Source organism: Shewanella aestuarii (assembly GCF_011765625.1).
Taxonomy (GTDB): domain Bacteria; phylum Pseudomonadota; class Gammaproteobacteria; order Enterobacterales; family Shewanellaceae; genus Shewanella; species Shewanella aestuarii_A.
This window is the reverse complement of record NZ_CP050313.1, coordinates 3,349,550-3,374,716: the sequence shown is the minus strand read 5'-3', so window position 1 is coordinate 3,374,716 and position 25,167 is coordinate 3,349,550. Positions and strand designations below refer to the sequence as shown.

Sequence of the window (25,167 nt, the reverse complement as noted above, 5' to 3'; positions counted from 1 at the left end):
AGCCGTCTAGCTAAATGGGTAACCTAGACCCATGCTAGTGGGGTATTTTAACCTAGATTTTTTGATTTGTGGCACAAGATAACTCGCCCCCAAATTAATTTTCATTTATTAAACTAGCTGTTGTTTATTGCGTTAATGTGTTGATGTTCGTTTTGGCTAGTAGGTGCTAGTAGGTGCTAGTAGGTGCTAGTTGAGCAATGAATTATATTGTGATTTTTCTTCACCATCATCAATAAATGGCTACAATTGTTCACTTAGCTTTTGATTGGATACTTCAAATGAAAACCATGCCTTTATCAACTTATTTATCTAATGTCAGCTCTCTGGTTTATGGCTGCATGGGGTTGGGTGGCGGCTGGAATGCCAATGCCATTACCGCCGCAGACGTTAATCAAGCGAATATGGCGATTGATAGTGCTTTAGAAAATAATATTAACTATTTTGACCATGCTGATATTTATACATTAGGTAAGGCTGAGCAAGTGTTTGGTCACATACTTCGCGAGCGAAAATCAATACGTGAGCAGATGTACATTCAAACTAAATGCGGTATTCGCTTTGAGGACGAATTAGGCCCCAAACGATATGATTTTTCGACTCAGTGGATGACTCACTCTGTGAATAAAAGTTTGCTGCAGCTAAATTGTGATTATCTTGATGTGTTGGTTTTACATCGCCCCGATCCACTGATGGAAGCCCATGAGGTAGCTGATACCTTTCATGCTTTACGGGACGCAGGTAAGGTGCGTTTTTTAGGTGTGTCGAATATGCAGCAGTATCAAATCGCTGAGCTGCAACAAGTTTTGGATACCCCTTTGGTGGTTAACCAAGTCGAGATGAGTTTACATAAGCATGATTGGCTGGATGAGACAGTTTATGCAGGCAATACCGATGGTAAAGACATAAATTTTACACCTGGTTTGTTACAGTATTGCCGTCAAAACCAGATACAAATTCAAGCCTGGGGAAGTTTATGCCAAGGTTTGTATTCTGGTGTGGATGTGTCAACTAAAGCGCCTCAAGTGCAACAAACCCAGCGTTTAGTTGCCAAACTTGCCGGAGAATACGGTGTTTCTGCTGAGTCGATAGTGTTGGGATGGTTGATGCGTCATCCGGCAATGATCCAACCGGTTATTGGTACAACCAATCCTTTGCGCATTAAAGCCTGTAGTCAAGTGAGTGAGGTTGAGTTGTCTCGTGAGCATTGGTATGCGTTATATATCAGTGCTAAAGGGCAAGAATTACCTTAGGGGATATAAGCTAAACAAAAGAAAATGAATGCCAAAATGCATTCATTTTCTTGTTACTTCAGCTGTTTATAACGGCTTTAATTTACCTTTTGCATCAGCTAGCTCACGGTAGCCTTTGGCTTGCATAAAATCACTCAACTCTTGCTCAATACGGGCGAAGCAATCCGGCCCTTGTTTTTCAAAACAGGTGGCAATTTGCACAGCATCTGCACCAGCTAATAAGTATTCAAATGCATCTATTCCTGTTTTAATCCCGCCAACGCCAATGATTTGTACATTGTCATCTAACAGTTGTCTAAAGGCGCGAACATTGGCAAGCCCGATAGGTTTAATGTCATCACCACATAAACCGCCAAATCCACCTCTAGGTTTAATAATGGGTTGCTCAGTATGCGGATCGATAACCAATGTATTACCAATGGAGTTAATGCAGGTGATGAACTGGACGGGGTATTTTTTAATAATATTGGCAACTGCAATAAAGTGGGACATATCAAAATATGGCGCTAACTTAATGCCAATGGGTTTATTGCCTAGTTGACAAATTGCCGCCAATGCTTGGCTATCTAGGAGTATTAACTAACGCCGATTGAGCCTATATTTAGACTCAGTCGACAAATTTAGTAAGTGGGTTTGATCGCTTGAGGTTAGCCTTCAAATTGTTGTATGCGTAATACTAACGAATCTTTTAGTGCCATGCGTTGTTGTTTTAACTGATGCAAGGTTTCATCTGACACTGGACTGCCAGCTAATTCAAGCTCACGAATTTCTTTGTCAAGATTGTCGTATTCTTTAAGCTCAGCCGCAAAGTTTGTGTCGTTGTTATTGAGGGATGTGATGGTGTCTAAATGATCTGGAAATTCAACTCGTAATGCGTGGTTTTCGCCTAACATAGTGCCTCCAAAGCTTGGTAGTTTATGGTGGATAATAATCCGTTAAGCTTGTTTAATAGCGATTATTATCTGAGTTCAGTATAGAGCATAGTTGCTGTTCTTTTAAGCTCTTTAGCTTGGATAGAATTACCTGTCTAATCATTAACTTTCAGTGTGTAATCGCACAGTTATCAGCTTGGATATAAACCTGTAAATGCTTATTCTTCAAGGGGTATAGCCATGGTTACATGGGAGTGACGCGAGATAAATAAATCATTCAAAACCGAGTTGAGCTTGTCGTTGTAAAAAATCCCCTACAAACTTTCTGTCTAATATGTGATATCTATCAATATTATGCATGGCGAGCAACCCAATGCGTAACTGGTGATTCTGACCGTTAATCGTTAATCCATTGTATAAAGTAATTAGTTAACCTAAGTTAGTTATGCTTATACATTTTATCGGATGTCTTATGTGGAAATTATTTCGTGTTTATCGCTCTTCACTGATTTTATTATCAGCTTTACTTCTAGGCAGTGTGTTGGGCTTATGGTTACCTGATGTTGCTATCAAGCTAAAACCGATTGGGCAAATTTTTCTTAACTTGTTGTTTATGATTATTGTTCCGCTGGTGGCAGTTAGTGTGATGTCATCTATTGCCCGCATGACCGATTTAAAAAAATTAGGAGCTATTTTAATTTCTATCATGGCTGTATCTGTTGTGATGGCGGTGATCCCATCTGTTGCTATGGTGTTTTTAGCTCAAGCTTTTGATCCTGCCCAAGGGGTAACATTAGATCTGACTCAGTCGGTAGACAATGTGGCGGGAAATATGGATTTTGTTAGCTTGCTGACCACAAATGACTTTGTAGGGCTGCTATCTAAATCGAATATTTTAGCGTTAATTATTATGTCTGTGATCAGCGGAATTGCTATTGGCCAATCGGGTGTTGACGGTATCAAAGTTGCGGATTTGCTGGATAGTCTGAACACTGTGATCATGAAGATTATTGGTATCTTAATGTATTTAGCGCCTGTTGGATTAGGGGCATATTTTGCGGCGACCATGGCTAGCCAAGATGCGCAGTTAATGACAACATTTGCTCGTGCTGTGGGGCTATTTTTCATTGCTACAGCCATTTATTTAACCTTAGGGTCGACCTTTTATGCCTGGCTTGGAGGTGGCAACAAAGGAGTGAAAGTATTTTGGCAACATATGTTAGTGCCTGCTGTGACAGCTTTGGGGACCAGTTCGTCATTAGCCACTTTACCGGTGACGATTCAAAGTGCTAATAAAATGGGCTTAAAAGAACAAATTGCTGAAATCAGTTTGCCATTATTGGTGAATTTAAATAAAGGCGGGGCAGCGATGATCACCGCGTTAAAAATCGTTTTTATCTACTCTTTGCTTGGCCTAGAATTTAGCGCTGATGTCTTTATGATCACGATTCTTATTTCAGTATTGTCTGCATTTGTGATTGGCGGTGTTCCCGGCGGTGCCTTTTTAGGTGAAATATTTATTGTGACCACCTTAGGTTTACCTATGGAGGTGATCCCTATTTTAGTGGTGCTGGGAGCGTTAACTGATGCCGCATCAACTGTCATTAATGTGGTGCATGATTTAACCGCAACGCAAATTGTTGAGCGAATTAACGGTAAACATTATCAACAGACTGCACAATGATTGATAACTTGAACTGCGAATAATGGCTTGAGCGCTTGTGTCACAGATGGTTTGAACTGAGTGCATATCAAGCAGAGACTTTTGAAACTGAGAATGTATGACAACCAATATAGGGCGTTTGGGTTCATACTGTAATAGTGTTAAAAGGGCATAAGAATCATCTTATGCCCTTTGTTTTATATCGAGTATATATGGACTTTTGTATCGCCAACTGATTTAGGGATTCACCGCTGCGCTTTTGGTTAAGTCGCATGGCGATTCACCGGGACCCGTTAACAGGGAAGGGTCGATATTGGTATTACATTTCCAATTAATAAACCCGCCATTAGTCGTCACGCTCGGGATAAAGGTGAGCTCTGAGTCTTCGCCAAATGACGAGGCGAGTTTAACAATCACATTGCTTTGTTCCGATAGGTAAATATCTTTAATCAATGGATGGGCCTTTAAATCATTCACAGGTAATGGAATATTATCTGCTGGCTTAGGCAGTCTTGCTTCAAAACCATAAAATTGATTTACCGACATTTTTGCCAGTTGCGACAGGTCAACAATCGAGTTTAGTTGCAGCTTTAAGTTAAGCCCATTAAAACCTACAGGTTGAACGGCTGGCTGTTGAATTACTGGTTGTTGAATTGGTGCTTGCTGAGCGGCAATAATTTTTTCAGTGACCTCATCAATAGCATCATCTGAATCGAGTGTGATACGAGTGACTTGAGTCGTGCTTTTGTCTGTGATGATTTCAGTTGCAACGGTTACAGGTTCATCTGTAGGACTAGGCGTTTTAGTGGTCAACGCTTGCGGCTCAGGTTCGGTAGAAATGGGCTGAGCAAGGCCAACGGTAAGTATTGCCTCTTCTGGTGTAACTTTTTCTGTGATGGCAATTTCGGCATCTGCTTCAGTGGCAATGCTCTCTATTGTATTGTCTTGAGGTTCCACTATCTTAACTAACTCTTCCGCTTGTGGTGTCGATTCGGGGGCAGTTGATATTGGGGCTGAGTTACCTACTGTTAAACCTTCATCATGAGTGACTATATGTGGTTCAATCAGTCCTGCAGATGTTTCAACCTGTAATATTGCATCTTCATTGCTTATATCCGACTCGAGTATTTCACTTGTCTCAACGGTTTGAGTGACTAATTCTGACTCTAGCTCACCAATTGAGCTCGCAGCTTCGGCTGGTAAAGGTGACGATGCCACTTCTATTGCTGTGGTTTCAACTGTCTTAATGGGAGCGGCTACAGTGGTCTCGAGTTCATTGATTGCGGTTTTTGAAACTGTTTGAGCCTTTTGTGCATTTGTTGATTGGCTAGCGACATGTGTTTCAACCTCAGAGCTCATGATGCTGGCCACAAACGCATTAAACTTATTTCTAACTGTGTCGAACAATCCTGCTTCAGCTTTAGATTGGCTGTCTATCGCTTGGAGCGATTGCGATTGATCTTGTTGAGCAAGTATTGCAGCTGTTTTTTCCGCTTGTTTAGTTTCCTCGAGGCTCGATTTATCAAGGGGATGACTAGCTGTTGTGGTTATTGTTGTTGAAGCTACGTCTGTCGATGTCACTTGTGCATCGGTGACATGTGCAAGGTTAACGTCTTTAACCACTTCAGCAACTTCGACCGTTACAGGCACTTCCGTCGCTGCACTTACATCAGCAACTTCGACCGTTGCAGGCACTTCAGTCACTTCACTTGCATCAGCAACTTCGACAGTTGCAGGCACTTCCTTCGCTGCACTTACATCAGCAATTTTGACCGTTGTAGGCACTTTACTTACATCTGCAACTTCAACCTTTGCAGGCACTTCAGTCACTTCACTTACGTCAGCAACTTCGACCGTTGCAGGCACTTCAGTCACTTCACTTACATCAGCAACTTCGACCGTTGCAGGCTCTTCAGTCACTTCACTTACATCAGCAACTTCGACCGTTGCAGGCACTTCAGTCACTTCACTTACATCAGCAACTTCAACCGTTGCAGGCACTTCAGTCACTTCACTTACGTCAGCAACTTCGACCGTTGCAGGCACTTCAGTCACTTCACTTACATCAGCAACGTCGACCGTTGCAGGCACTTCAGTCACTTCAGTCACATCCGCAACGTCAATCACTTCAACAACTGCATCATCAATCAGAGCGGCTTTGCTTAACCTCTGATCTTGTAGCGTCTGTGCATCATTGTGCTCAGTTATCTGATTAACATCAGCGTCTTGGCTAATTTGTTCTGTCGCGACAACATTGATATTTTTTGCCGGGAGATTTGCTTGAGTCATGGCAAACTCAATCGCTGCTATTTCTTCGACTGTTTGATTCTCTGAAACATCTGGCGTTAATGATTCAGTAACGGTATTGGCAAGCTTTATGTCAGCACTCGCTTGTTGTGACGATTCGGTTTGCTCTGGGAGCAATTGGCTTGGTGATTCTTCAACGAATAGATCTTGCGTTGAGGTGACAATTGCGGAATAAGTTTCTGCTGCGGCTTGTTCTACATCGTTATAGCTAAAAGGTAAATCTGCTAATGAGTCACGAGTGGGTATGACGGCTTGTGCCGCTTGAATTACACTTGCAAATGTATCGCTAATATCATCACCAAATGCACTAAAATCTGTGGTGGCCACTTTGGTTGCAAATGTTTTTTCATGCGGATCTTTGGGGCTGCCATCGTCCAAAAACACAACTTGCACAACGACCACGCCAATTAATAGTAATGAAATATTAATTAACCAGTGGTTGAGATCGCGCTCTTTGGTTTTTTGGCGTTTTTGCGGCACATAGCGAGTGATGTTCTTATGTTTTGCAATAACATCACGGGCAATATCTTCAATCTCTTCACGATCAATCTGAGTTATCTCATCTAACGCTGATACATAATCTAGCGGTAAGTCGATTTCTTGGGGATGTTTTGTGCCATTACGAAGCGCGTCTATTTCTAGAACACGATTTTTAATTTCTTCAATAATGGTGTTTTGTTGGCTAGGTAGACTAGCTGCATTCATTGTTATTCACCCTTGCAAAGCATTATTCGATAATTTGGTTATATCAATATGTTGCATAATGTTGTGGCATCAAAAAGTGATTACCAAAAACGACATTATTATTGATGATTTATTGCAGCTGAGACATCAAGTGCCGCAGCGAAACAAAAATTGGCAGGAAACTGATTTACAGGGGGATGCATCCAACAATATTGCTATTTAATACTTGCAAAACCTTCTTAAATTCTTCCATGAAAATTAGTTCATTTCACATTACCTTTGACCCGGTTGATAATGAAAAAGCCTAATTTGCATGTGCGCGCTTCCTTCGCCGAGAACAAGATAACTCAAACTATGCTGAAGATTCAAATTTTTTAACAAATCGTTAGCATTTTAAGCTTGATAAGCGTCAAATAATTGCTATTTAAGCCTATTTGTTCATTTTTTTGTTGAGTGACGGCATGGTAGCCACGGAATTAATCACCCAAAAATGTACTTGTTCGCTATAGTGTGATGTGACGAGTTTTGTGTCAGTTTGTAATTTAAAGGTGAGTGAATGATTTTAATTATGGGAGCAAGTAGTGGCCTTGGTGCGGCAATTGCAAAACAATACAGCGCAGATCATCAGCCTATTTTTATCAGTGGGCGTAATCCAGAGCGTTTAGCCGATACCGCAAGTGCATGTCATCAGCAGTATTTACTTGGTAGTAAAAGTGTTGATTTATCAAATGCACAGTCTGTTTCATTGCTGTTTGATGAGCTACCTATAACACCCACTTGTATTATATTTTCTGCAGGCAGTGGGTGTTTTGGCCCTTTAGATACTCAGAAACCAGATGATATAGCAGCCGTTATTGAAAATAATTTATTGTCTGCCTGTTTATTTTTACGTGAAGTGGTGAAGCGGTATCAAGATTTAGCTATCAATGTGGTAGTGGTCATGTCGACGGCGGCACAAGTACCCAAACCAGAAGAATCAACCTATTGTGCAGTAAAGTGGGGAGTAAAAGGTTTGCTTGAGTCACTGCGATTAGAGTTAAAAGCTAAGCCTATTCGATTTACTGCGGTATACCCAGGAGGAATGGATACCGCATTTTGGATAAATAGCGCTAAAACCATAGATACGTCCAGCTTTATGACGGCTGACGAAGCGGCAAGCATGCTAAAAGGGGCCCTTATGCAAACAGAGCATGGCTGTATTTCTGATATCACTATCAATAGGCGTTAGCAATAAATGTTAATAAAGTGTAAATACTAGTTTTCAGTGGTATCCTGTTTAGGATAATGAAGACCAAAAAGCGCTGAATATTGCTTTTTTATGTATCATTTTTGACTAGCTATACATTTGATACAAAGTGTTACCTATTTAAAGTTGTTCTATTATAAATAGTTACCCTAATTTGTATCATTTGCAGTCTGACAGCCTAATGGTTTTTAAGTAAAGTTTATTTATGATGTATCTCTAAAATAATAATAGTTTGTTAGGTGAGGGTTGATGGAGTCAGTTCAGTATCAAATAGGGCCTTGTGTATTAGATTGCAGCATCATGACATTAAGTTGTGATGATAAGACGGTAAAATTGTCGGCCAAAGTATTTGAATTACTGAAGTTGTTCATTGACAGTCCTGATCATATTGTTTCTCGCCAAACGGCAATTGATGTCATTTGGGATGGAAATCAAGGTGTTGGCGAAAAGGGCTTTACTAACTCGGTTTGGCTTATTCGCAAGTCATTTAAAGATCTCAATATTGAAGATGAGTTATTACTCACTTTACCTAAATTAGGTTATCAATTGGTTCTTCCTATTGAAACGATTACTGCTCAAACCAGCAATCCTAATCAAGCAAATCAAATTCAGCCTGCTAATACCTACTCTCGATGGATGGTGAAGGTGTTTAGTTTGATGTTTATTCTGTTATTGAGCTATTCAGGTTACCATTTTTTCAAAACGAACTTTCAAACCGAACCCGCCACATCAAATCTATCAACTATTAAGAATAAAGTGACTAATTTTGAAGGGGTTGAGGAGCACATTGCCGTTTCTAATAGCGGTGAACTACTGGCATTGCAGTGGCGAAGTGGTGACTTACTAGGAAAAATATACTTAAAAGATCTACGTAATAATGACTCGCCGTTAAAATTAATCTCTTTTGGTGAGTATGAAGAAGCTTCACCTGCTTGGTCGGCAACTGATGAGAAGTTAGCCTATATCAGATTATCTTCTGCCGGTGCTTGTGAAGTTAGAGTCAGAAATTTATTGCAAAACACAGACGAGTTAGTCACCGAAGGCTGCTTTTACCTTCCCTATAAGCGGGTGCTAACTTGGTCCAATAGCGATGATGACACGCTGATTTTTGCTAAGCAATTAAGTGATCGCGTTGCCTTGTTTTCATATTCTATAGGTACCCAAAAAATGGCTCAGTTAACCGAGCCAGGTAAAAATGAAATTGATTTCTCACCCCATGAATTAGCAAATAATCAAGGGGTTGCCTTTATTCGTGAAAAAAGCTCCTCGTTACAAATGAGTTTGCTTATTCAAAATGCGGCAGGCCAGCTAACCGATGTGATAGCTAATAAAGTGGCGATTGTTGATTTTGATTACAGTACAAAAGATAACCTGTTTTTTGTTAACCATATTGATGCAGCAACGCTAGCGATATCGAAAGTAGACTTAAAAGGGCAAATTATTTCGACAGTCAGTCATGAAGGCTTGCCAAGTAGTGTCAGTTTTTCCAATGCGACCAATACGCTTTATATCAGTGAACATATCTCTAAAGAATATATTGCGCAGATTAATTATGATGATCAAAAAGTTGTCAGAACAATATCTTCTTCGTCTCGTGATCTGTATGCGCGATATTCAAAAACCACTGATGATATCTTGTTTTTGTCTAATCGGTCTCAATTATGGTCTATTTGGAAAAATAATCAGATAAGCAGTAAGAACCTAACCAGAAATATGGGTAATGCAGGTGTCGCCGCTACATCACCTACCAGTCAAATGTTTGCTGTTACGATTAATTCTGATGATAAACAAACCTTATTTTTGGGTAATACGGAATCAGAATTATTTGAAAGCGTTGATATTGGTGACCTAGCGGCTGAAAACATTAGTTGGTCTAAAGATGGGCAAGCGATTTATTTCAAGGGTACTGAGAATGAGCAAAGTGCAATTTATCGTTATTCTCTAAATCATCAATTACAGCCGATTAAGTTTGGTAGAGGTAATTATGCTGTTGAGGGCGAAACAGCTAACATTTTGTATATGTCTCGCTTTAATTTAAACGGCATCTGGCGTTTTGATGCGTCAACTAATGAGAGCATACAAATTACCGATCGCTTAGCTAAGTATGATTTTGGCTCTTTTTATTACGAAAATGGCTTTGTTTATTTTATTGAACGCACTAATCAAGAAGACAAAATTCAACGCATTAATGCCGACTTAGAAACCGAAACAATAATGTCGTTTCCAGCGAACACCATCCGCAAATTTTTTGGGTTATCGAGTGCAAATGAACAGTCATTATTACTCACTTTGAAGGTGGCTAATGAGGCTGACATCACAAGTTATCAATTAAACAATTAGCGTTAAATACCTGTTTTTAAATAAAATAGACCTTTAAAAGATATCAAAAAGATAACTAGAGATATAAATTTGAGTATTAAGTGAGTCGTGTCTTGTTGTGAGAACAATCTCAGCACGTTATTAATTGGTTAAAGCCCTGTAAAGGGGTTCATAACAATAAATAACATGAAGGAATGGACATGAACTTTAAAAAAGGCACACTCGCTTTATGCGTTTCTACCGCCATCTTATCGGGGGCTTTACACGCTGAAATTCAAACCGAATCAGTATCAGCATTTAATGCCACCCAGCAACAAGAACGCACAACCTATGCATTGTATTTAAATACTGCCGCCGCTATTGAGCTTCAAGGCAATAAGCAAAACTACAAACAACGTTTAGCCGAAGTCGCTTCATTCCAAGACCAAGTCTTCAATGCTATTAAGGCTATTGACCCTCAAGCAAAATTAGTCGCTCGCTCAAGTTTAGTGGCTAGCATGATTAATGTAGAGCTACAAACTAGCGCGATTGAGCAAGTAAAGGCACTGGAAGCGGTGCAGCAAGTGTTTAATGCCAACAACAGCTCAACGGTTAAGTTGACAGAAGGTGTGAAAAGCCTTGACCAAAACGTTACCGTAATGGCAGATGAAGAGGTGGCTTTGCTACCTCCATATACCGGCAATGAATCTGCGGGCGCAGGTGTTAGCGTAGCAATTATTTCTACCGGTATCGATTACACTTTACCGATATTTGGTGGTTCAGGTGTCTATGGTGAAAATAACGATCCTGAAACACCACCGCCAGCAGGCAGCTACTTAGAAGCTCTAGAAAATGGTGCTATTGAATACAGCGGTTTTCCAACTGAAGTTGTTGCAGGTGGCTGGGATTTCTCAAGTGAAAACTACGGTAATGATGCTAACCCAATTGATCAAAACCTAAGTTATGTATCTTGGAATGGCTGGGAGTACCCTACTGGTATGGGTACTGAGCTTGCCAGTATTGTTCACCAATTAGCGCCCGGTGCTAAGCTGCATGCTTATAAAGTGTCTAACGTTTCAGGCGCAAGCTGGGATCCATCATACATCACAGCCGCTGGTCCTACCCTTGATAAAATTATCAGTGCATTCGAACATGCCCTTGATCCAAACCAAGATGGTGACATTAGCGACCGCATCGATATTGCCTTACTAGAAGCCTCAGGTGCTGGCGCCTTCTTTGATATCGACGGCAATGCGTCTGTTAACTTACTTCAAATATTAATAGAGCGAGTGTCTGCGCAAGGTATTACCGTTGTTACGCATGCGGGTGATCTTGCTGAGTATTCAATCTATGGTCAGGCAGAAGCTAAGCACCGCAACTGGATTTCAGCAGAAGGTAGTGCAACATCTGCAATCACTGTTGGCGCTGTTAACTATGCTGACGATGGTGAAACATTAGTTGTTCCTGAGTGGGCGGCAATGGGCCCTGTTCGTGGCTCACAAACGCTAAAACCAGAAATTGTCACTATGACTGATAATCAGCCGGTTGCAAAAATTTCTAATCCTGATGAAACTGCGCCTAAATATGGCGTGCGCTCTAGCCCTATGGCCGGTGTAGCCAGAATTGCTGCCGCTGCTGCCGTGATTAAGAGCCAATTCCCAAGCTTTGGTCCTGCAGAAATTAAAGCGGTATTAGCTAACACCGCGGATATTAATAGCATTCTTGAAAGTGATGGTATTACACCTGCAGAGATTTATTCTATCGGACACGGTGTTGAAAACATTGATGCAGCAATTAACTCGCCATTGGTTGCTTGGGAATCAGATAGTAATCAGCCTTATGTTCAGTTTGGCATGCATGAAGTTGCTGGCAGTGCTACGGTTCAAAAAAATATTACTTTACGTAACGTTTCTGATACCGCACAAACTTACAGCTTATCGTTCAAAATGGTTGGCGATAAAGCCGCTCATGCTGCGCTTACGCTTAGCCTACCTGAGTCTGTTAGCATTCCGGCTAACTCAAGCGTGGTGATCCCTGTCACTATGATGGTTGATGGTACTAAGTTACCTCAGTGGCCATTGATGATGACCACAGATCATGTTGATGAAAAACTTAAAGCGACTGAGTTAAATGGTTATATCAGCCTTGCGTCAGAAGGTAATCCTGAACTGAATTTAGGTTGGATGGTTAAAGCTCGTCCAAGCACAACGATCACTAAGCGTCCTAATGCGACTGAGTTTCCTACCTATTTAGGTTGGAACCCTGATACTTTTGAAACTGAATGGAGTCACCTTGCTTGGGGACGTGAATTGTATCCTGATGACATGGTTGGTAATGCCGGTTATCAAGCTTATACGGCTACATTTGTTAATGATTCAACCTCTGAAACTACCTTTCATGCTTACCCGTTAATTTTGCAAAATCGCACGATTAAACCGGAACTTGAGAATATCAAAGGCCACAAGATTAGAGCTGTTGGTGGTGGTATTTATGATGAACCTATGTGTTCAAGTGGTAAAAAGTTAAACATCGCGGTGAGCTTATTTGACCGTGCTGATACTACACTTGCTAACTACCAAGATAGAGGTGAGCAACTATTTGCTTATGATTTGTTTTATGAATCAATTGTCTTAGAAAATGGCTGGAATGAGAGTTTTTCTGACGGTTATATTTGGGATGATGCACAGAAAGTTAACCAGCCACGTGTTTCATTAAATACCAAGGGCCAGCCTGTAACTTATGTGATTGATTACAACATTCCTTATGATTGGAGTAACCCTAATGGCCGCATGAAAGAATCAAAGCTGCCTACCTATTTTGCCAACAATGGCAAGAATGTGATATCGCAAATTTGTCTTGAAGAAATGTACCACCATGATCTTGATAGCGTGGAAGATTTTGACCAAAACTTTGGTTTTCACATTCAAACAGACCGCCACACGGGTAAAGAACAATATGAGCCAATTGCGCAGTTCAATCCAATCCGTGGTGGTCGGTATTCAGTTGAGCAGCAATGTTTCTTTGATTGGTTTACCGGTGGAGAAGTTTGTAATGATGTAGCTAACGATCGCACGATACACGTTGGTTTTGCGGCTATGTCTGAAGATGTTGCAGTGGGGGATCTTGAATTTTCACCCATTTATACCGCACAACCAGGTGAAGAGGTTTATATAGCCTCGGTAGCTGCTACTGCTCAAGGCGGCATTGGTATGGCGTCAGCCCCTGCAGAGTTCATGGTGATGAGCGTAAACGATGACTTCATGCAAATTGGTAACAACTCATTACTAGATGATGACGGTGCTATTGCAGCTAAAGCGAAGGCTGGTCAAGTCTTCCACGTTGAGGAGAATGTATCAGTTGGCACGGTAGTTGGTAAAATCGAGCTAGATACTCAAGGTTTCTTCAGCTACGGCTCGACAGACTTTGAACCATTTTTACTACACATCACTAATACCCTTGTAGGAACGCCTTTTGCGATTAATCAAGAGACTCACGAATTATATGTCGTGAATCCTGAAGCAATTGATTATGAGAACAATAAAGAGTTTGAAATTAAGGTGACATCTCAAAAAGGTAACAGTGTTGGTGAAACCGAAACCATTAAAGTGATGGTTACTGATGTCAATGACGTTGCTCCTATTGTGAATGAAGAAGTTGCGGCTGCTTTACCTACGCCACAGTTGACCTTCAAAAAAGGCAAATCTGGTAGTTTCACGTTAGATATCGCAGGGCTATTTATTGAGGCTGAAGGTAATGCCTTAAGCTACATAGTAATGGGTTCAGGCTTTAGTGCACTGGCTATCAATGGTACTGAAATTTCAGGCGAGCTTGAAACTGAAGGTACTCATGAGTTCACTGTCATTGCCTCTGATGGCGTCAATGAAGCGAGCCATACGCTAACAGTTGAATCAACGTTTAAAAAAGACAGTGGTGGTAGCTTAGGTATGCTTTCACTTTTGTTTGCCGGATTAATCGCACTTCGTCGTCGTTTTTAACGGCTTATTGCAAGTTTGATGTAATCCTCATCAGGGAAAGCCTAGCCAATAGGCTTTCCCTCTATTAGCAAGTAAGGTAATCAAATGAAATTAAGTAGTAAATATTTGGTTCTTAGTGCAGTTAGCTCAGTATTGGCGTTTTCAAGCCATGCTGATTCAGGCAAGCCACTTAACACCATAAATCCTGGCCAAGAAAAACTAAAACTAGAAAGAGCCAATAAAGTACGTAATGACGGCATGTATTTTGTCCGTTTTAAAGACAGCGCATTAGCAAGTTACGATGGATCTGTTACAGGCTATTCAGCAACCAGCATTAAAGCTAATCAAGCCAATAAAACTGCCGCAGGTGTATTAAACATTCATTCTCCAGCCAGCGTAAGTTACAAGCGTTATCTTGAAAACAAGCAAAGCCAGATTACACAAAGATTAAGCAGCAAAATTAACCGCACACTTAAGCCAATTCAGCAATATCAAATTGTTGCTAACGCCTTAGCGGTTAAGTTGAATGAGGCTGAAGCAAACAGCATTTTAAAAGATCCTGACGTGGTAACGGTTGAGCCTGTAGGGATGCATTATATTCATACTTCGACTGGCCCAGAATTCATTGGTTCGAAAAAAGTATGGGCAGGTGTGAACGATATTCCTGGCACTAAAGGTGAAGGTGTTGTTGTAGGCATTATGGATACCGGTATCAATGCCAGTCATCCATCGTTTAAAGCTATTGGTGATGATGGCTACGAGCATACTAACCCACTGGGTGAAAACCAGTATTACGGTGACTGTGTTCAATACCCTAAATTCTGTAACAATAAATTGATTGGTATTATCAGCTATCCAGAGTTAGTGGATTTTCGTGCAAGCGTTGCTGATAACCTTGATGACCCAAGTTATTCAGATTTAGCCGATAAAGCTAAAGTTGGCTATGATTTCCACGGACATGGTACACACGTAGCTTCGACCGCTGCGGGTAATGTGGTTAAAAACGTCAACTATTATCTTGAAGTTGAAGAAGAAGACGGTACGGTTATTAATGAAAAAAGTGCTTTTGAGTTTGATGACATCAGCGGCGTAGCGCCTCATGCAAACATAGTTTCTTATCAGGTTTGTGATGATAGCGGTTCTTGTTACCCTGAGTTTACTATTCAAGCTCTTGAGCATGCGATTGAAAACGGTATTCAAGTGCTTAACTACTCTGTTGGTGGTGCGGCTGCTGATCCTTGGAGTTCTGTGAGTTCAGAAGCATTTCTTAACGCGCGTGAAGCCGGTATTCATGTTGCTACAGCGGCAGGTAATGCTGGTCCAACAGCAAGCACGATTGGCGCTCCTGGCAATACACCATGGGTGACAACGGTTGCTGCTTATACCCATAACCTTAGCTTCGATGAAAAAAGCATTAACTTTACTGGTGGTGAAACAGACCTAGCAGAGTTTACTGGTCGTGGTATTACCAAAGGTTTTACTGGCAATGTGGTACAGGCAAGAGATTTTGACGAATCTAACGCTATGTGTACTGAGCCATTTGCTGAAAACACATTTAAATCCGATCAAATTGTTGTGTGCGAGCGTGGCCAAAATGCCCGTGTGCGTAAGGGTATCATTGTCAGAGACGCTGGTGCGGGTGGCATGATCCTGATTAACTTAGAAGGTGGGGCTGATACTGTTAATGATGATAATCACGTACTACCAGCAATCCATTTAAATGATGCTGATGGCAAATTACTGACCGAATGGTTAGCCAGTGGTAGTAATCATCAAGCGACAATAGCGCCGAGTGTTGCGGGTACCGATGATGAGCTTGGTGATATTGCTGGTGTGTTTACCTCTCGAGGTCCTAACCTACCGTATCCTAATGTTTTCTCACCAGATATTGCAGCACCAGGTGTTGATATTTATGCCGCAAATGCTGAAGATCGTGTCTTTAGTGGACAGACTGGCCATATTCCTTATGTGAAGTTCTCTGGTACTTCAATGGCTAGCCCGCATGTTGCAGGTGCATTAGCCTTGATTGCAGCTTCTCACCCTGATTGGTCACCTGCTCAAGCACAGTCAGCGATGATGTCTACTGCGCAAAGAACAACCTATCAAGATGATGATTTCGATGGCATTAAAGAGCGAGCAGATTTCTTCGTTCAAGGTGCAGGTAGTTTACGTATTAATGATGCATTAAAAGCAGGTTTGTTACTGGATATCACTAAAGAAGAGTATCTTGCGGTTAATCCTTCGATGGGCGGTAACCCTGGCGATTTAAATACTTCTTCTATGGTCAACAGTGACTGTATTTCTAACTGTAGTTGGACCAGAACAGTCACTGCGACGAAAGGTAGTAGCTGGACTGCGGAATATGAATATTTAAATGATGGCTTTACCTTAGAGGTTGTCCCATCACAATTTTCATTAAATGCGGGCGAATCGATTGAGTTAACCATTAAAGCCACAGCGAACGTCAACCTTGTTGATGAGTGGGTGCATGGCTATATCAATTTGAAAAATGCTGATACCAGCATGAGTGATACTCATTTGCAGGCTACCATTGGATTTAAAGCAGGCCAAATCGTTGATAGTGTGTCAGCTAAGCTCAATAACCTTGATAACACGATTGTCATTAAAGATATCGTGACTTCGGGTAGTAATGAGCTTCAAGTTAAAGGTTTTGGTTTATTCAAGTCAAAAAGCTTTAGCGGCACAGCGATTGGCGCATCTAATGATGTTGAGCGCAATAGCCCAACCTTCAACCAAGATGTGTTATTTACCACTGCGATTGTTGTTAAGCCTTACACTAAGCGTTTAGTCGTTGAAATTACTGACACAACCTCACCCGATATGGACTTGTATGTAGGTATCGATGAGGACAATGACGGTAAAGCGAATGCTTATGAAATGTTTTACTCGTTAGTTTGTGCTAGCGGTGAAGAAGACTCAAATGAAAAGTGCGTTGTTGAAACACCGGTTTCTGGTAACTATTGGATATTGGCGCATAACTATCGTGGCACTGTAGAAGATGAAGCTGATGATGTGACGGTTCGTGTCACCCAAGTTAATTACAGCAGTCAAGCTAGTTTTGATATTGAAGCGCCAACAAGTGTTGCTCAAGATGAAGTATTTGATGTAACCATGAAGGTAAATGGCTACTTAGATGCAAGTCAAACATTGCAGCCATTAGAAGAGGGTGAGGTTTATTACGGCTTATTTGAGCTTGGAACAACACCCAATCTGATTCGAAATGTAGGTGGCACATTAATTAAAGTTGAAGGCTTAGCACCTGTAGACGTGCCAGTAAATACTGCGCCTACTGTAGCTAACCCGCTTAGCAATGTAGAAACTCAGCTAACTGAATCTGGCAGCATCGAATTCAGTGTTGATTTAACTGATGTGTTTGCAGACGCCGAAGGTGATGAACTGACTTATAGCGTTTCTGGCCTTGATGCATTAAGCATAGATGGTGCGATGTTATCTGGCACCTTAACCCAAGCCGGTACCTTTGAAGTGATTGTTACTGCCAGTGATGCTGAGTTTTCGGTAAGTAGTGCATTTACATTAACAGTTGCTGCGGCGCCGGTGGTTGTTCCCCCTGTGGTTGAAGAGCCAAGCAAAAGCAGCGGTGGTGCAATGAGCATGGCATGGTTATTAATGTTACTTGTTGCGGCTTCACGTCAACGTAAGTGGGTTAAATAACCATAAGGCTACTCTAATTGGGTAGCCTAAAAAGTATTCGATAATTATAAGTTCCATCAACGATTAAGTGTTTAGCGAGGCTTAATTGTTTTAGGCTGACAAGGTTGTCAGCCTTTTTTTATGTCTGCCGCAACACAGTTTTGATTGCTATTTAATGTACAATACTGATTCTTATCAAAGAGGAGATGTTTGTGCTGACCAAAATTTTGATTACATTACTGGTGATAATTGGTGCCTCTTTTTATCTGCGCAAAGGGCGAAAGGTAAGTAAAACTGAGCAGGCTATAGCTGACCAGGGCCGGTTTGGCGGTTCACAAAACCCTTTTTTTAATCGAGTACTGGTTTATGGTTTGATTGCAGTCTCTATGCTTGCGACTGCCGCTTATTGGGGCTGGAATTGGTACGATGAAAACCAAGTGGTTACAGTGCAAATATCCTCACCGATAGCAGCAATGTCAGCAACGTATCAGGTACGTAAAAAAGATATTCATGCCAGCAAAATTACCACACTTGATGGTATCGAAATCCGTTTATCTAACCAAGAGCGGGTAACCATTTCCCGTGAGCCCGTCAATTAAATTCAATAAAAAATGGAAGCACAGGGCTTCCATTTTTTTGCTAGCAGATCCCAAACGCATTCAGCTATTTATTGTTAAGTTTTAACTTCGCATTGGCGTAAGGATCGACTTTTGGCGATGCTGTACCAGCTTTTGCTTTATGGCTTGGCTTAGAAAAAGGTTTAGCTGTATTGGGTTTAGCGGCATTTGGATTAGCCGAGTTTTGCTTATTAGTCGCCTTAGTTGGATTACCTTTAGCAGCATCATCTTGGCGTCGTGGGGCAGGCTTTTTGCTTTTGTTGGCAGGCTTTTCGCGACGAGGCTCACCCCTGCTCGTGTTGCCAGTATTATTTTGAGCCGTGTTATCTTTAGCATTTCTGCTTTGTGCGCGGCTATGGATGACCTTTTTGGGTTGGCTAGACTGGCTTAAGTTAGTATCGGCAAAGCTAAAGCTTGCTTCAAACCCGACTAATATTTGGCGAGGTATCGCGCGTTTAATCAGTTTTTCAATTTCACGTAAAAGTTTTGCTTCTTCAAGGCTAACTAATGATACGGCCTGACCTGAAGCGCCTGCGCGACCTGTGCGACCAATACGGTGAACATAATCTTCTGGCACATGGGGCAAGTCAAAGTTCACTACGTAAGGTAGTTGGTCAATATCAATGCCGCGGGCGGCAATGTCGGTCGCAACCATCACCTGCGCTGCGCCGCGTTTAAAGTCTGCTAATGCATTGGTCCGAGCGGTCTGGCTTTTATTACCATGAATCGCTACTGCAGAAATACCAGCAGCGTCTAAACTTTTGGCTAAACGATTCGCGCCATGTTTAGTCCGTGAGAACACCAACACCTGATGCCACTTTTGAGTTTTGATTAATTCAATTAAGGCCGCTGACTTTCTGGTTTTATCAATTGCGTAAATACTTTGCTCAACGCTATTGGCTGTGCTGTTGCGTGGCGTCACCGAGATTTCAACGGGGTTATTCACTAAGCCTTTAGCCAGTTCACGAATTTCATCTGAAAAAGTAGCTGAAAACATTAAGTTTTGTCTTTTGGTCGGTAAGAACGCCAAAATCTTTTTGATATCACGAATAAAGCCCATGTCTAGCATGCGATCGGCTTCATCTAGCACTAAGATCTCAAGTTGATCAAAGTTAATGGCTTTTTGCTGATATAAATCTAATAAACGCCCAGGGGTGGCCACTAAAATATCGACACCTTGTTTCAGCGCTGCTAGCTGCGGCTGAATTGAGACCCCACCGAACACCACAGCCGATTTTAAGCTTAAATGCTTACCATAAGTGGCCACGCTATCTTGTACTTGTGCCGCTAATTCGCGGGTTGGAGTTAATACCAAGGTACGAACATGATGACGCTTAGCTGGCTGACCTTGAGAAAGTAGTTCGAGAATCGGTAGCGTAAAGCCAGCTGTTTTTCCTGTGCCGGTTTGTGCGGCTGCCATGACATCTTGGCGTTTTAGTACTGCGGGGATCGCTTGGGCTTGAATCGGGGATGGGGTATCGTAACCTTGTTTGGCAACTGCTTTTAAAATAGCAGCACTTAGACCTAGGTTTTCAAAACTCATAGATTACATCTCGTTTAACCACTAGCGCAGTTAAATTTTTAAGGTAGCCAAAATCGGCGGGGATGCAGCTTACCTGAAAACCCCAAATAGTGCTATATAAACGACCATAAGACTTTGGTGAAAAAGTCTTCATCTTGAGTGCTAATTAGTGAAATATTACATACAATGAGATACTTGGTGTTATTTTAACAAAGCAAGCTAAGCTGAATCGTTAATACAGCTTATGGGGTCTTCATGGATTTTAATGCATAGAATGACAAGGAAATCGATGAACCATAAATCAGCCGCACAAACACATATTGAAAAGATCGCCTTAACACTGCGCGATCCTGCCCATGCTTTGATTAAAAATGTGTTGATGATGTCAAATATTCCTACGCCACAATTACATCAAGCTATGCGTCAGTTGACCCGCCATGGACGGGTAGCGGTTCACTTTCACCCTGACAGAATAGACAGCCGTGGTATGACGGTTGTGGCGGGTTTAATCAAAGATGGCTTTTACAAAAGTCAGTTTGAAACCCACATATCAAATGGGCAATTGTCTCCTGAGCTGGGTGGCCCGCGCGATCATTGGGAAAACCAATTATTTGGCCATCACTATTCGGGTATTAAACATCGCCCTAAATACGGTGCGCTAGATTTAGGCTTGTGTCCTCATGGGCCTGCGCCACGTTTTGGTAGTTGCTATTTATTAACTAAGCCACAACTACTGTCACGTTGTACTTTTAGTTATATGGACTCATATCGCTTACCTAAAGAAAAGGGCACAATCAGTTGCTTTGATGGGGTGCTAGCGGCACTGTTAAGTGAAAGCTTTGAGCGTCATTATGCATTAGGTGTAACGGGTTTTAAGCCAGCTAAATTGGTTGCTTATTTGGCTAATGAGTTGGCTGATAGCCTTGTTAGTCGATTTAGTCGCCAACAAAGTGGCAATTTAGATCATTATATCGAAGCACAAATTCATGGTGATCTGTCGTTACATAGTGATATTGATATGCTGGTTGCTGATCCGAGCTTTAAAGGCACCGCCATCGGTGATGCGTTACAACAATTATGTGAGCTTTATCAGTTTGAATTAGTATGGCATTGCGGTAATCAGCTAGCGGTTATGGATGTGCCAAGTGATTTTCGTGGTGCTAATATGCCCACTTTAGCGCAAAGTATTGCTGAAAGAGGTGTGATTAATGCCGAAATTATTGGCCGGGCAGCCTGTGAGCTTGGTAAGCAGCACACTAGCTGGTGCGAGCGAGGAGCCTATGCCAATAAAGCTCAAGATCTAAAGTTGTTATGGCAGGTGTTAGTTAAATTTGGTCATCCTTTTTCCACTCATGATTAATGCTGCTGTAACTGTGCACTAGTTAACATTATTACTTTGTCGACTGTAATAGGTAAGCCGTTACTGCGATACTGCCGCCTCTTTCAATCTAACTCATCAAGCTGATTTTTTCAGTTCCACCTGGGTCTTTATGATCAACTGTATTTACGATGGCGAATAATAGGGTGTAGTAGGATGAATATTGTGGAGAACCATGGATAAGTCGTTAGAAAAATCACTGGTCAAGTGGCTTAAAGCTCAGCAATCAGCTTGTGGAATATTTCTTAAATTAGCTATTTTTTGTGGCTTTTTAAATGGGCTTGCCATTATCGGCCAAGCTTATTGTATTGCTACCATCTTGCACTATGTCATTATGCTGGACACCCCAGTTAATGAATTATCTACAACCTTTATCACACTTACGTTGTTGCTGATTATACGCGCAGGTTTAGCCTTTGCGCGGGAGCGATTAAGCTTTGAAGCCGGCAAACTGCTTCGCCAAGATATTCGTCAAGCTGTGTTGAATAAACTCATCACTTTAGGGCCAGCCTTTATTAAGGGTAAGCCAGCAGGGGCGTGGGTGAGCATCGTACTTGAGCAAGTTGAAGATTTACATGATTTTTATAGTAAATATGTGCCGCAAATGATGTTAGCGGCATTTATCCCGTTATGTATTTTAGTGGTGGTATTTCCACTGAATTGGGCTGCGGGCATAGTACTGCTAGGCACAGCACCACTGATCCCCTTATTTATGATTTTAGTGGGCATGGGCGCCGCAGATGCGAACCGAAAAAACTTCAGCGCATTATCACGTTTAAGCGGTCACTTTATGGATCGCTTAAAAGGTTTAAGTACTTTGAAGCTTTTTTATCGCGCGGAAGCTGAAATTAACCAAATTCATGATGCATCTGAAGATTTTAGAAGCAGAACCATGTCGGTATTAAGGTTAGCTTTTTTAAGCTCGGCGGTATTGGAGTTTTTTGCGGCGTTATCCATTGCAGTATTAGCCGTGTATTTTGGTTTTAGCTATCTGGATCATTTAGATTTTGGTCATTATGGATTGGGGATCAGCTTATTCACTGGTATGTTTGTGTTGATTTTAGCGCCAGAGTTTTATCAGCCGCTACGTGATTTAGGCACCCATTATCATGCCAAAGCTCAAGCCATTGGTGCAGCTGAGTCGCTAGTAGAATTACTCGACTACCCAGTTGTTCAGCCTCTTGAAGCAAAGGCTAGCCAATCTCATTTTGCACATGCTGATGAAACGGTGAAATCCCTTGAGATGGATTTATCGACCATCAGCATTAAGGCGTCAAATCTGCAAGTGATGAGCCTTGATGGTAAATGTTTATTAGGACCAATTTCGTTTGAGTTAACTTCTGGGCAGCATTTGGCGGTGGTAGGAGCAAGCGGTACAGGTAAAACCAGTTTACTTCAGGCCTTACTTGGTTTTTTACCTTATCAAGGTGAGCTACTAATTAACGATCAGCCTTTTGCATCAATACCTATTCGTCAATGGCGAAAACAACTTGCATGGCTTGGGCAAGATCCGCAGTTGTTCCATGGCACCATTGCTGACAATGTCTCTTTGGGCGCGCCAGAATTAACCGATGCACAAATCATGGCGTTACTTGAACAAGCACAAATTGCCGATTTTGTTGAACAGCATCCTCAGGGCTAGCCACGCAAATTAGCGACCAGGCTGCAGGTGTTTCTGTTGGACAGGCGCAGCGGATTGCCTTAGCAAGAGCTCTTGCTCAGCATGCCAGCTTATTTATTTTAGATGAGCCAACCGCCAGTTTGGATGAAGCCAGTGCCATTGCGGTAATGGACACCTTATACAAGGCCATGGCGGGACATAGTGCATTACTGGTTACTCATAAGTTAGATGATTTATATCGGGTTGATCATATCATTGTGCTGGATAAAGGCAGCTTGGTTGAGCAAGGTTCATACCAGCAATTGCTTAACGCCAAGGGGCATTTTTATCAGTTGATCCAGCAAGAGGAAGTTAACTCATGAAAGTCTTGCTACCTTTTTTAAGGTTATTTAAACGCCAATGGTTAATGATGATGTTGGGGCTATTGCTCAGTGTTATCACACTATTAGCAGGTGTAGGGCTGTTGTCATTATCAGGCTGGTTTTTATCTGCCACCGCTGTCGCAGGGTTAACAGTTGCCACCGCCCAAGCATTTAACTTTTTTACCCCTGCAGGCGGGGTTCGATTTTTATCCATTGCCCGCACCGCAAGCCGTTATGGTGAACGCTTAACTACCCATGAAGCAACATTTAAATTACTCACTGAACTTAGAGTATGGGCTTGGCGCCGTTTATTGCCGTTAAGCGCGGAAAATTTATCAGGGCTTCGCCGTGGCGATTTGCTTAACCGTTTAGTGGCCGACATTGATACCTTAGATCATTTGTATTTACGCCTGTTAATCCCAATCAGTGCTTCATTATTGTTGATTGCTGCGCTGTACGGGTTTATCGCTTGGTTTGATGCGTCCCTTGCCTTGAGTTTATGTGCCTTTTTGTTAATGGTATGGCTAGTGTTACCGGTGGTTTTTTATCGTTTAGGTAAAGCGCCAGGTGAACAATTGATTGAAACCAAACAGGCATTTAGAGTGCAATTACTTGATTTTATTCAAGGGCAAGCCGAGTTGAGTCTCTTTGGTGCGAATCAGCGCTTTATGGATAAACTTCATACACAACAATTGGCTTTTTTTAGTAGCCAAACAGCCATGGCCAATATCACCGCCTTAAGTCAAGCCATGTTAATTTTAGCCAATGGGTTTGCGGTACTTATGATGCTGTTTTTAGCAGCGAGTGGTGTGGGTGACACGGCGCCGCCAGGGCCACTATTTGCCATGATTGTATTCGCCACCATGGCAAGTCTTGAAATGATGATGCCAATAGCGGGGGCTTTTCAGCATTTATCGAGCACAGTATTGGCGGCTACCAGAGTCAGTGCGATCACTGAGCAAACTCCTGCCATTGTTTTTGATCCTAACAGTCAATTACAAGCCAACAGCGGCGCGATTGAAATCAGCGGACTGAATTTTTGTTATCGAGCGCAGCAACCTATTTTACAAGAGCTTAGTTTATCGATTAAAGCTGGTGAGAAGGTTGCTATTGTGGGTAAAACCGGTTGTGGAAAATCAAGTTTATTAGGGCTTATTACCCGTGAATGGCAGGCGCAGTCAGGCAACATTTTACTTGATGGTAAACCAATTCAAGATTATAGCGAAGCCAATTTACGCGCTGCCATGACAGTGGTTAGTCAAAGAGTGCATCTATTTAGTGGAACTTTACGTGACAACTTACGAATTGCTTTGCCTTATGTAGCAGGTGAAAAACGCAAAGCACACGATGAACGTTTATGTGAAGTGATTGAGCAAGTTGGCTTAGGTACTTTATTACAAGACAAAGATCCGCTTGATGCATGGATTGGTGAAGGTGGCAGACAGCTATCTGGGGGCGAGCAGCGTCGTATTGGTGTTGCAAGAGCATTATTGCGAGATGCGCCATTGTTGCTATTAGATGAACCGACAGAAGGGTTAGATAAGCGCACCGAACGTGATATTTTAGCGACCATTTTTGCCCACTCAAGTAATAAAACTATCTTAATGATCAGCCACCGTACTGCAGGTTTATCGGCAATAGATAGGTGTTTTAGTTTAAACCATGGTCAGTTACTTGAGGTTGATTTACAGCGTTAAATTG

The 25,167-nt window shown here is 41.8% G+C and carries 14 protein-coding genes and 1 pseudogene; 11 read left to right on the top strand and 4 right to left on the bottom strand.

The features are described from left to right. Positions 1 to 278: 278 nt before the first annotated feature. A complete protein-coding gene (locus HBH39_RS14760) occupies positions 279 to 1,250 on the top strand; it encodes an aldo/keto reductase (RefSeq protein WP_167679445.1) in 972 nt (323 codons plus the stop codon). 66 nt (positions 1,251 to 1,316) lie between these two features. Here the strand turns inward: HBH39_RS14760 and HBH39_RS14755 are convergent, their stop codons facing one another. Both HBH39_RS14755 and HBH39_RS14750 read right to left on the bottom strand, forming a co-directional pair. Continuing rightward, positions 1,317 to 1,805, bottom strand: a complete 489-nt coding sequence (locus HBH39_RS14755) for a hypothetical protein (RefSeq protein ID WP_244325669.1) — start codon at positions 1,803 to 1,805, stop codon at positions 1,317 to 1,319. A gap of 92 nt (positions 1,806 to 1,897) precedes the next feature. Then, positions 1,898 to 2,143 (bottom strand): YdcH family protein, encoded by a 246-nt coding sequence (locus HBH39_RS14750; RefSeq protein ID WP_167679444.1) that lies wholly within the window; start codon positions 2,141 to 2,143, stop codon positions 1,898 to 1,900. A gap of 451 nt (positions 2,144 to 2,594) precedes the next feature. On the opposite strand from HBH39_RS14750, the gene HBH39_RS14745 reads away from it, so the two are divergent. Further along, positions 2,595 to 3,806: a dicarboxylate/amino acid:cation symporter gene (locus tag HBH39_RS14745; protein WP_167679443.1), complete on the top strand. Its 1,212-nt coding sequence runs from the start codon at positions 2,595 to 2,597 to the stop codon at positions 3,804 to 3,806. A gap of 216 nt (positions 3,807 to 4,022) precedes the next feature. Here HBH39_RS14745 and HBH39_RS14740 read toward each other — a convergent pair whose 3' ends face one another. Beyond that, complete coding sequence (locus HBH39_RS14740) at positions 4,023 to 6,797, bottom strand: hypothetical protein (RefSeq protein ID WP_167679442.1); 2,775 nt, start codon at positions 6,795 to 6,797, stop codon at positions 4,023 to 4,025. A 58-nt stretch (positions 6,798 to 6,855) separates the two neighbouring features. Here HBH39_RS14740 and HBH39_RS14735 point away from each other — a divergent pair, with 58 nt between their 5' ends. The 6 genes from HBH39_RS14735 (at position 6,856) to HBH39_RS14710 (ending at position 18,565) form a co-directional block, all read left to right on the top strand. Continuing rightward, positions 6,856 to 6,999, top strand: a complete 144-nt coding sequence (locus HBH39_RS14735; RefSeq protein ID WP_167679441.1) for a hypothetical protein — start codon at positions 6,856 to 6,858, stop codon at positions 6,997 to 6,999. Positions 7,000 to 7,332: 333 nt separating this feature from the next. Next, positions 7,333 to 8,004 carry an SDR family NAD(P)-dependent oxidoreductase gene (locus tag HBH39_RS14730; RefSeq protein WP_167679440.1) on the top strand — a complete coding sequence of 224 codons (672 nt, stop codon included), beginning with the start codon at positions 7,333 to 7,335 and terminating at the stop codon, positions 8,002 to 8,004. A 267-nt stretch (positions 8,005 to 8,271) separates the two neighbouring features. Further along, positions 8,272 to 10,362: a winged helix-turn-helix domain-containing protein gene (locus HBH39_RS14725; protein WP_167679439.1), complete on the top strand. Its 2,091-nt coding sequence runs from the start codon at positions 8,272 to 8,274 to the stop codon at positions 10,360 to 10,362. Positions 10,363 to 10,541: 179 nt separating this feature from the next. Beyond that, a complete protein-coding gene (locus tag HBH39_RS14720) occupies positions 10,542 to 14,315 on the top strand; it encodes a S8 family serine peptidase (protein WP_167679438.1) in 3,774 nt (1,257 codons plus the stop codon). An 84-nt stretch (positions 14,316 to 14,399) separates the two neighbouring features. Continuing rightward, positions 14,400 to 17,987: a S8 family serine peptidase gene (locus HBH39_RS14715; RefSeq protein WP_167679437.1), complete on the top strand. Its 3,588-nt coding sequence runs from the start codon at positions 14,400 to 14,402 to the stop codon at positions 17,985 to 17,987. A gap of 185 nt (positions 17,988 to 18,172) precedes the next feature. Beyond that, positions 18,173 to 18,565: a hypothetical protein gene (locus HBH39_RS14710; protein WP_348272997.1), complete on the top strand. Its 393-nt coding sequence runs from the start codon at positions 18,173 to 18,175 to the stop codon at positions 18,563 to 18,565. Between the two features lie 64 nt (positions 18,566 to 18,629). Here the strand turns inward: HBH39_RS14710 and HBH39_RS14705 are convergent, their stop codons facing one another. Then, a complete protein-coding gene (locus HBH39_RS14705; protein WP_167679435.1) occupies positions 18,630 to 20,126 on the bottom strand; it encodes a DEAD/DEAH box helicase in 1,497 nt (498 codons plus the stop codon). Positions 20,127 to 20,394: 268 nt separating this feature from the next. Here HBH39_RS14705 and HBH39_RS14700 point away from each other — a divergent pair, with 268 nt between their 5' ends. From HBH39_RS14700 to cydC, 3 genes and pseudogenes are all read left to right on the top strand, one after another. After that, the gene (locus HBH39_RS14700) at positions 20,395 to 21,465 is read left to right on the top strand and encodes a DUF3626 domain-containing protein (protein ID WP_167679434.1); all 1,071 of its coding nucleotides are present in this window, start codon (positions 20,395 to 20,397) and stop codon (positions 21,463 to 21,465) included. A gap of 193 nt (positions 21,466 to 21,658) precedes the next feature. Next, positions 21,659 to 23,466, top strand: a pseudogene (gene cydD / locus HBH39_RS14695) (heme ABC transporter permease/ATP-binding protein CydD). Beyond that, on the top strand, positions 23,463 to 25,163 hold the full coding sequence (gene cydC / locus HBH39_RS14690; protein WP_167679433.1) for a heme ABC transporter ATP-binding protein/permease CydC: 1,701 nt from the start codon (positions 23,463 to 23,465) through the stop codon (positions 25,161 to 25,163). Before cydD ends, cydC begins: the two are co-directional and overlap by 4 nt. The last annotated feature ends 4 nt before the right edge of the window (positions 25,164 to 25,167 follow it).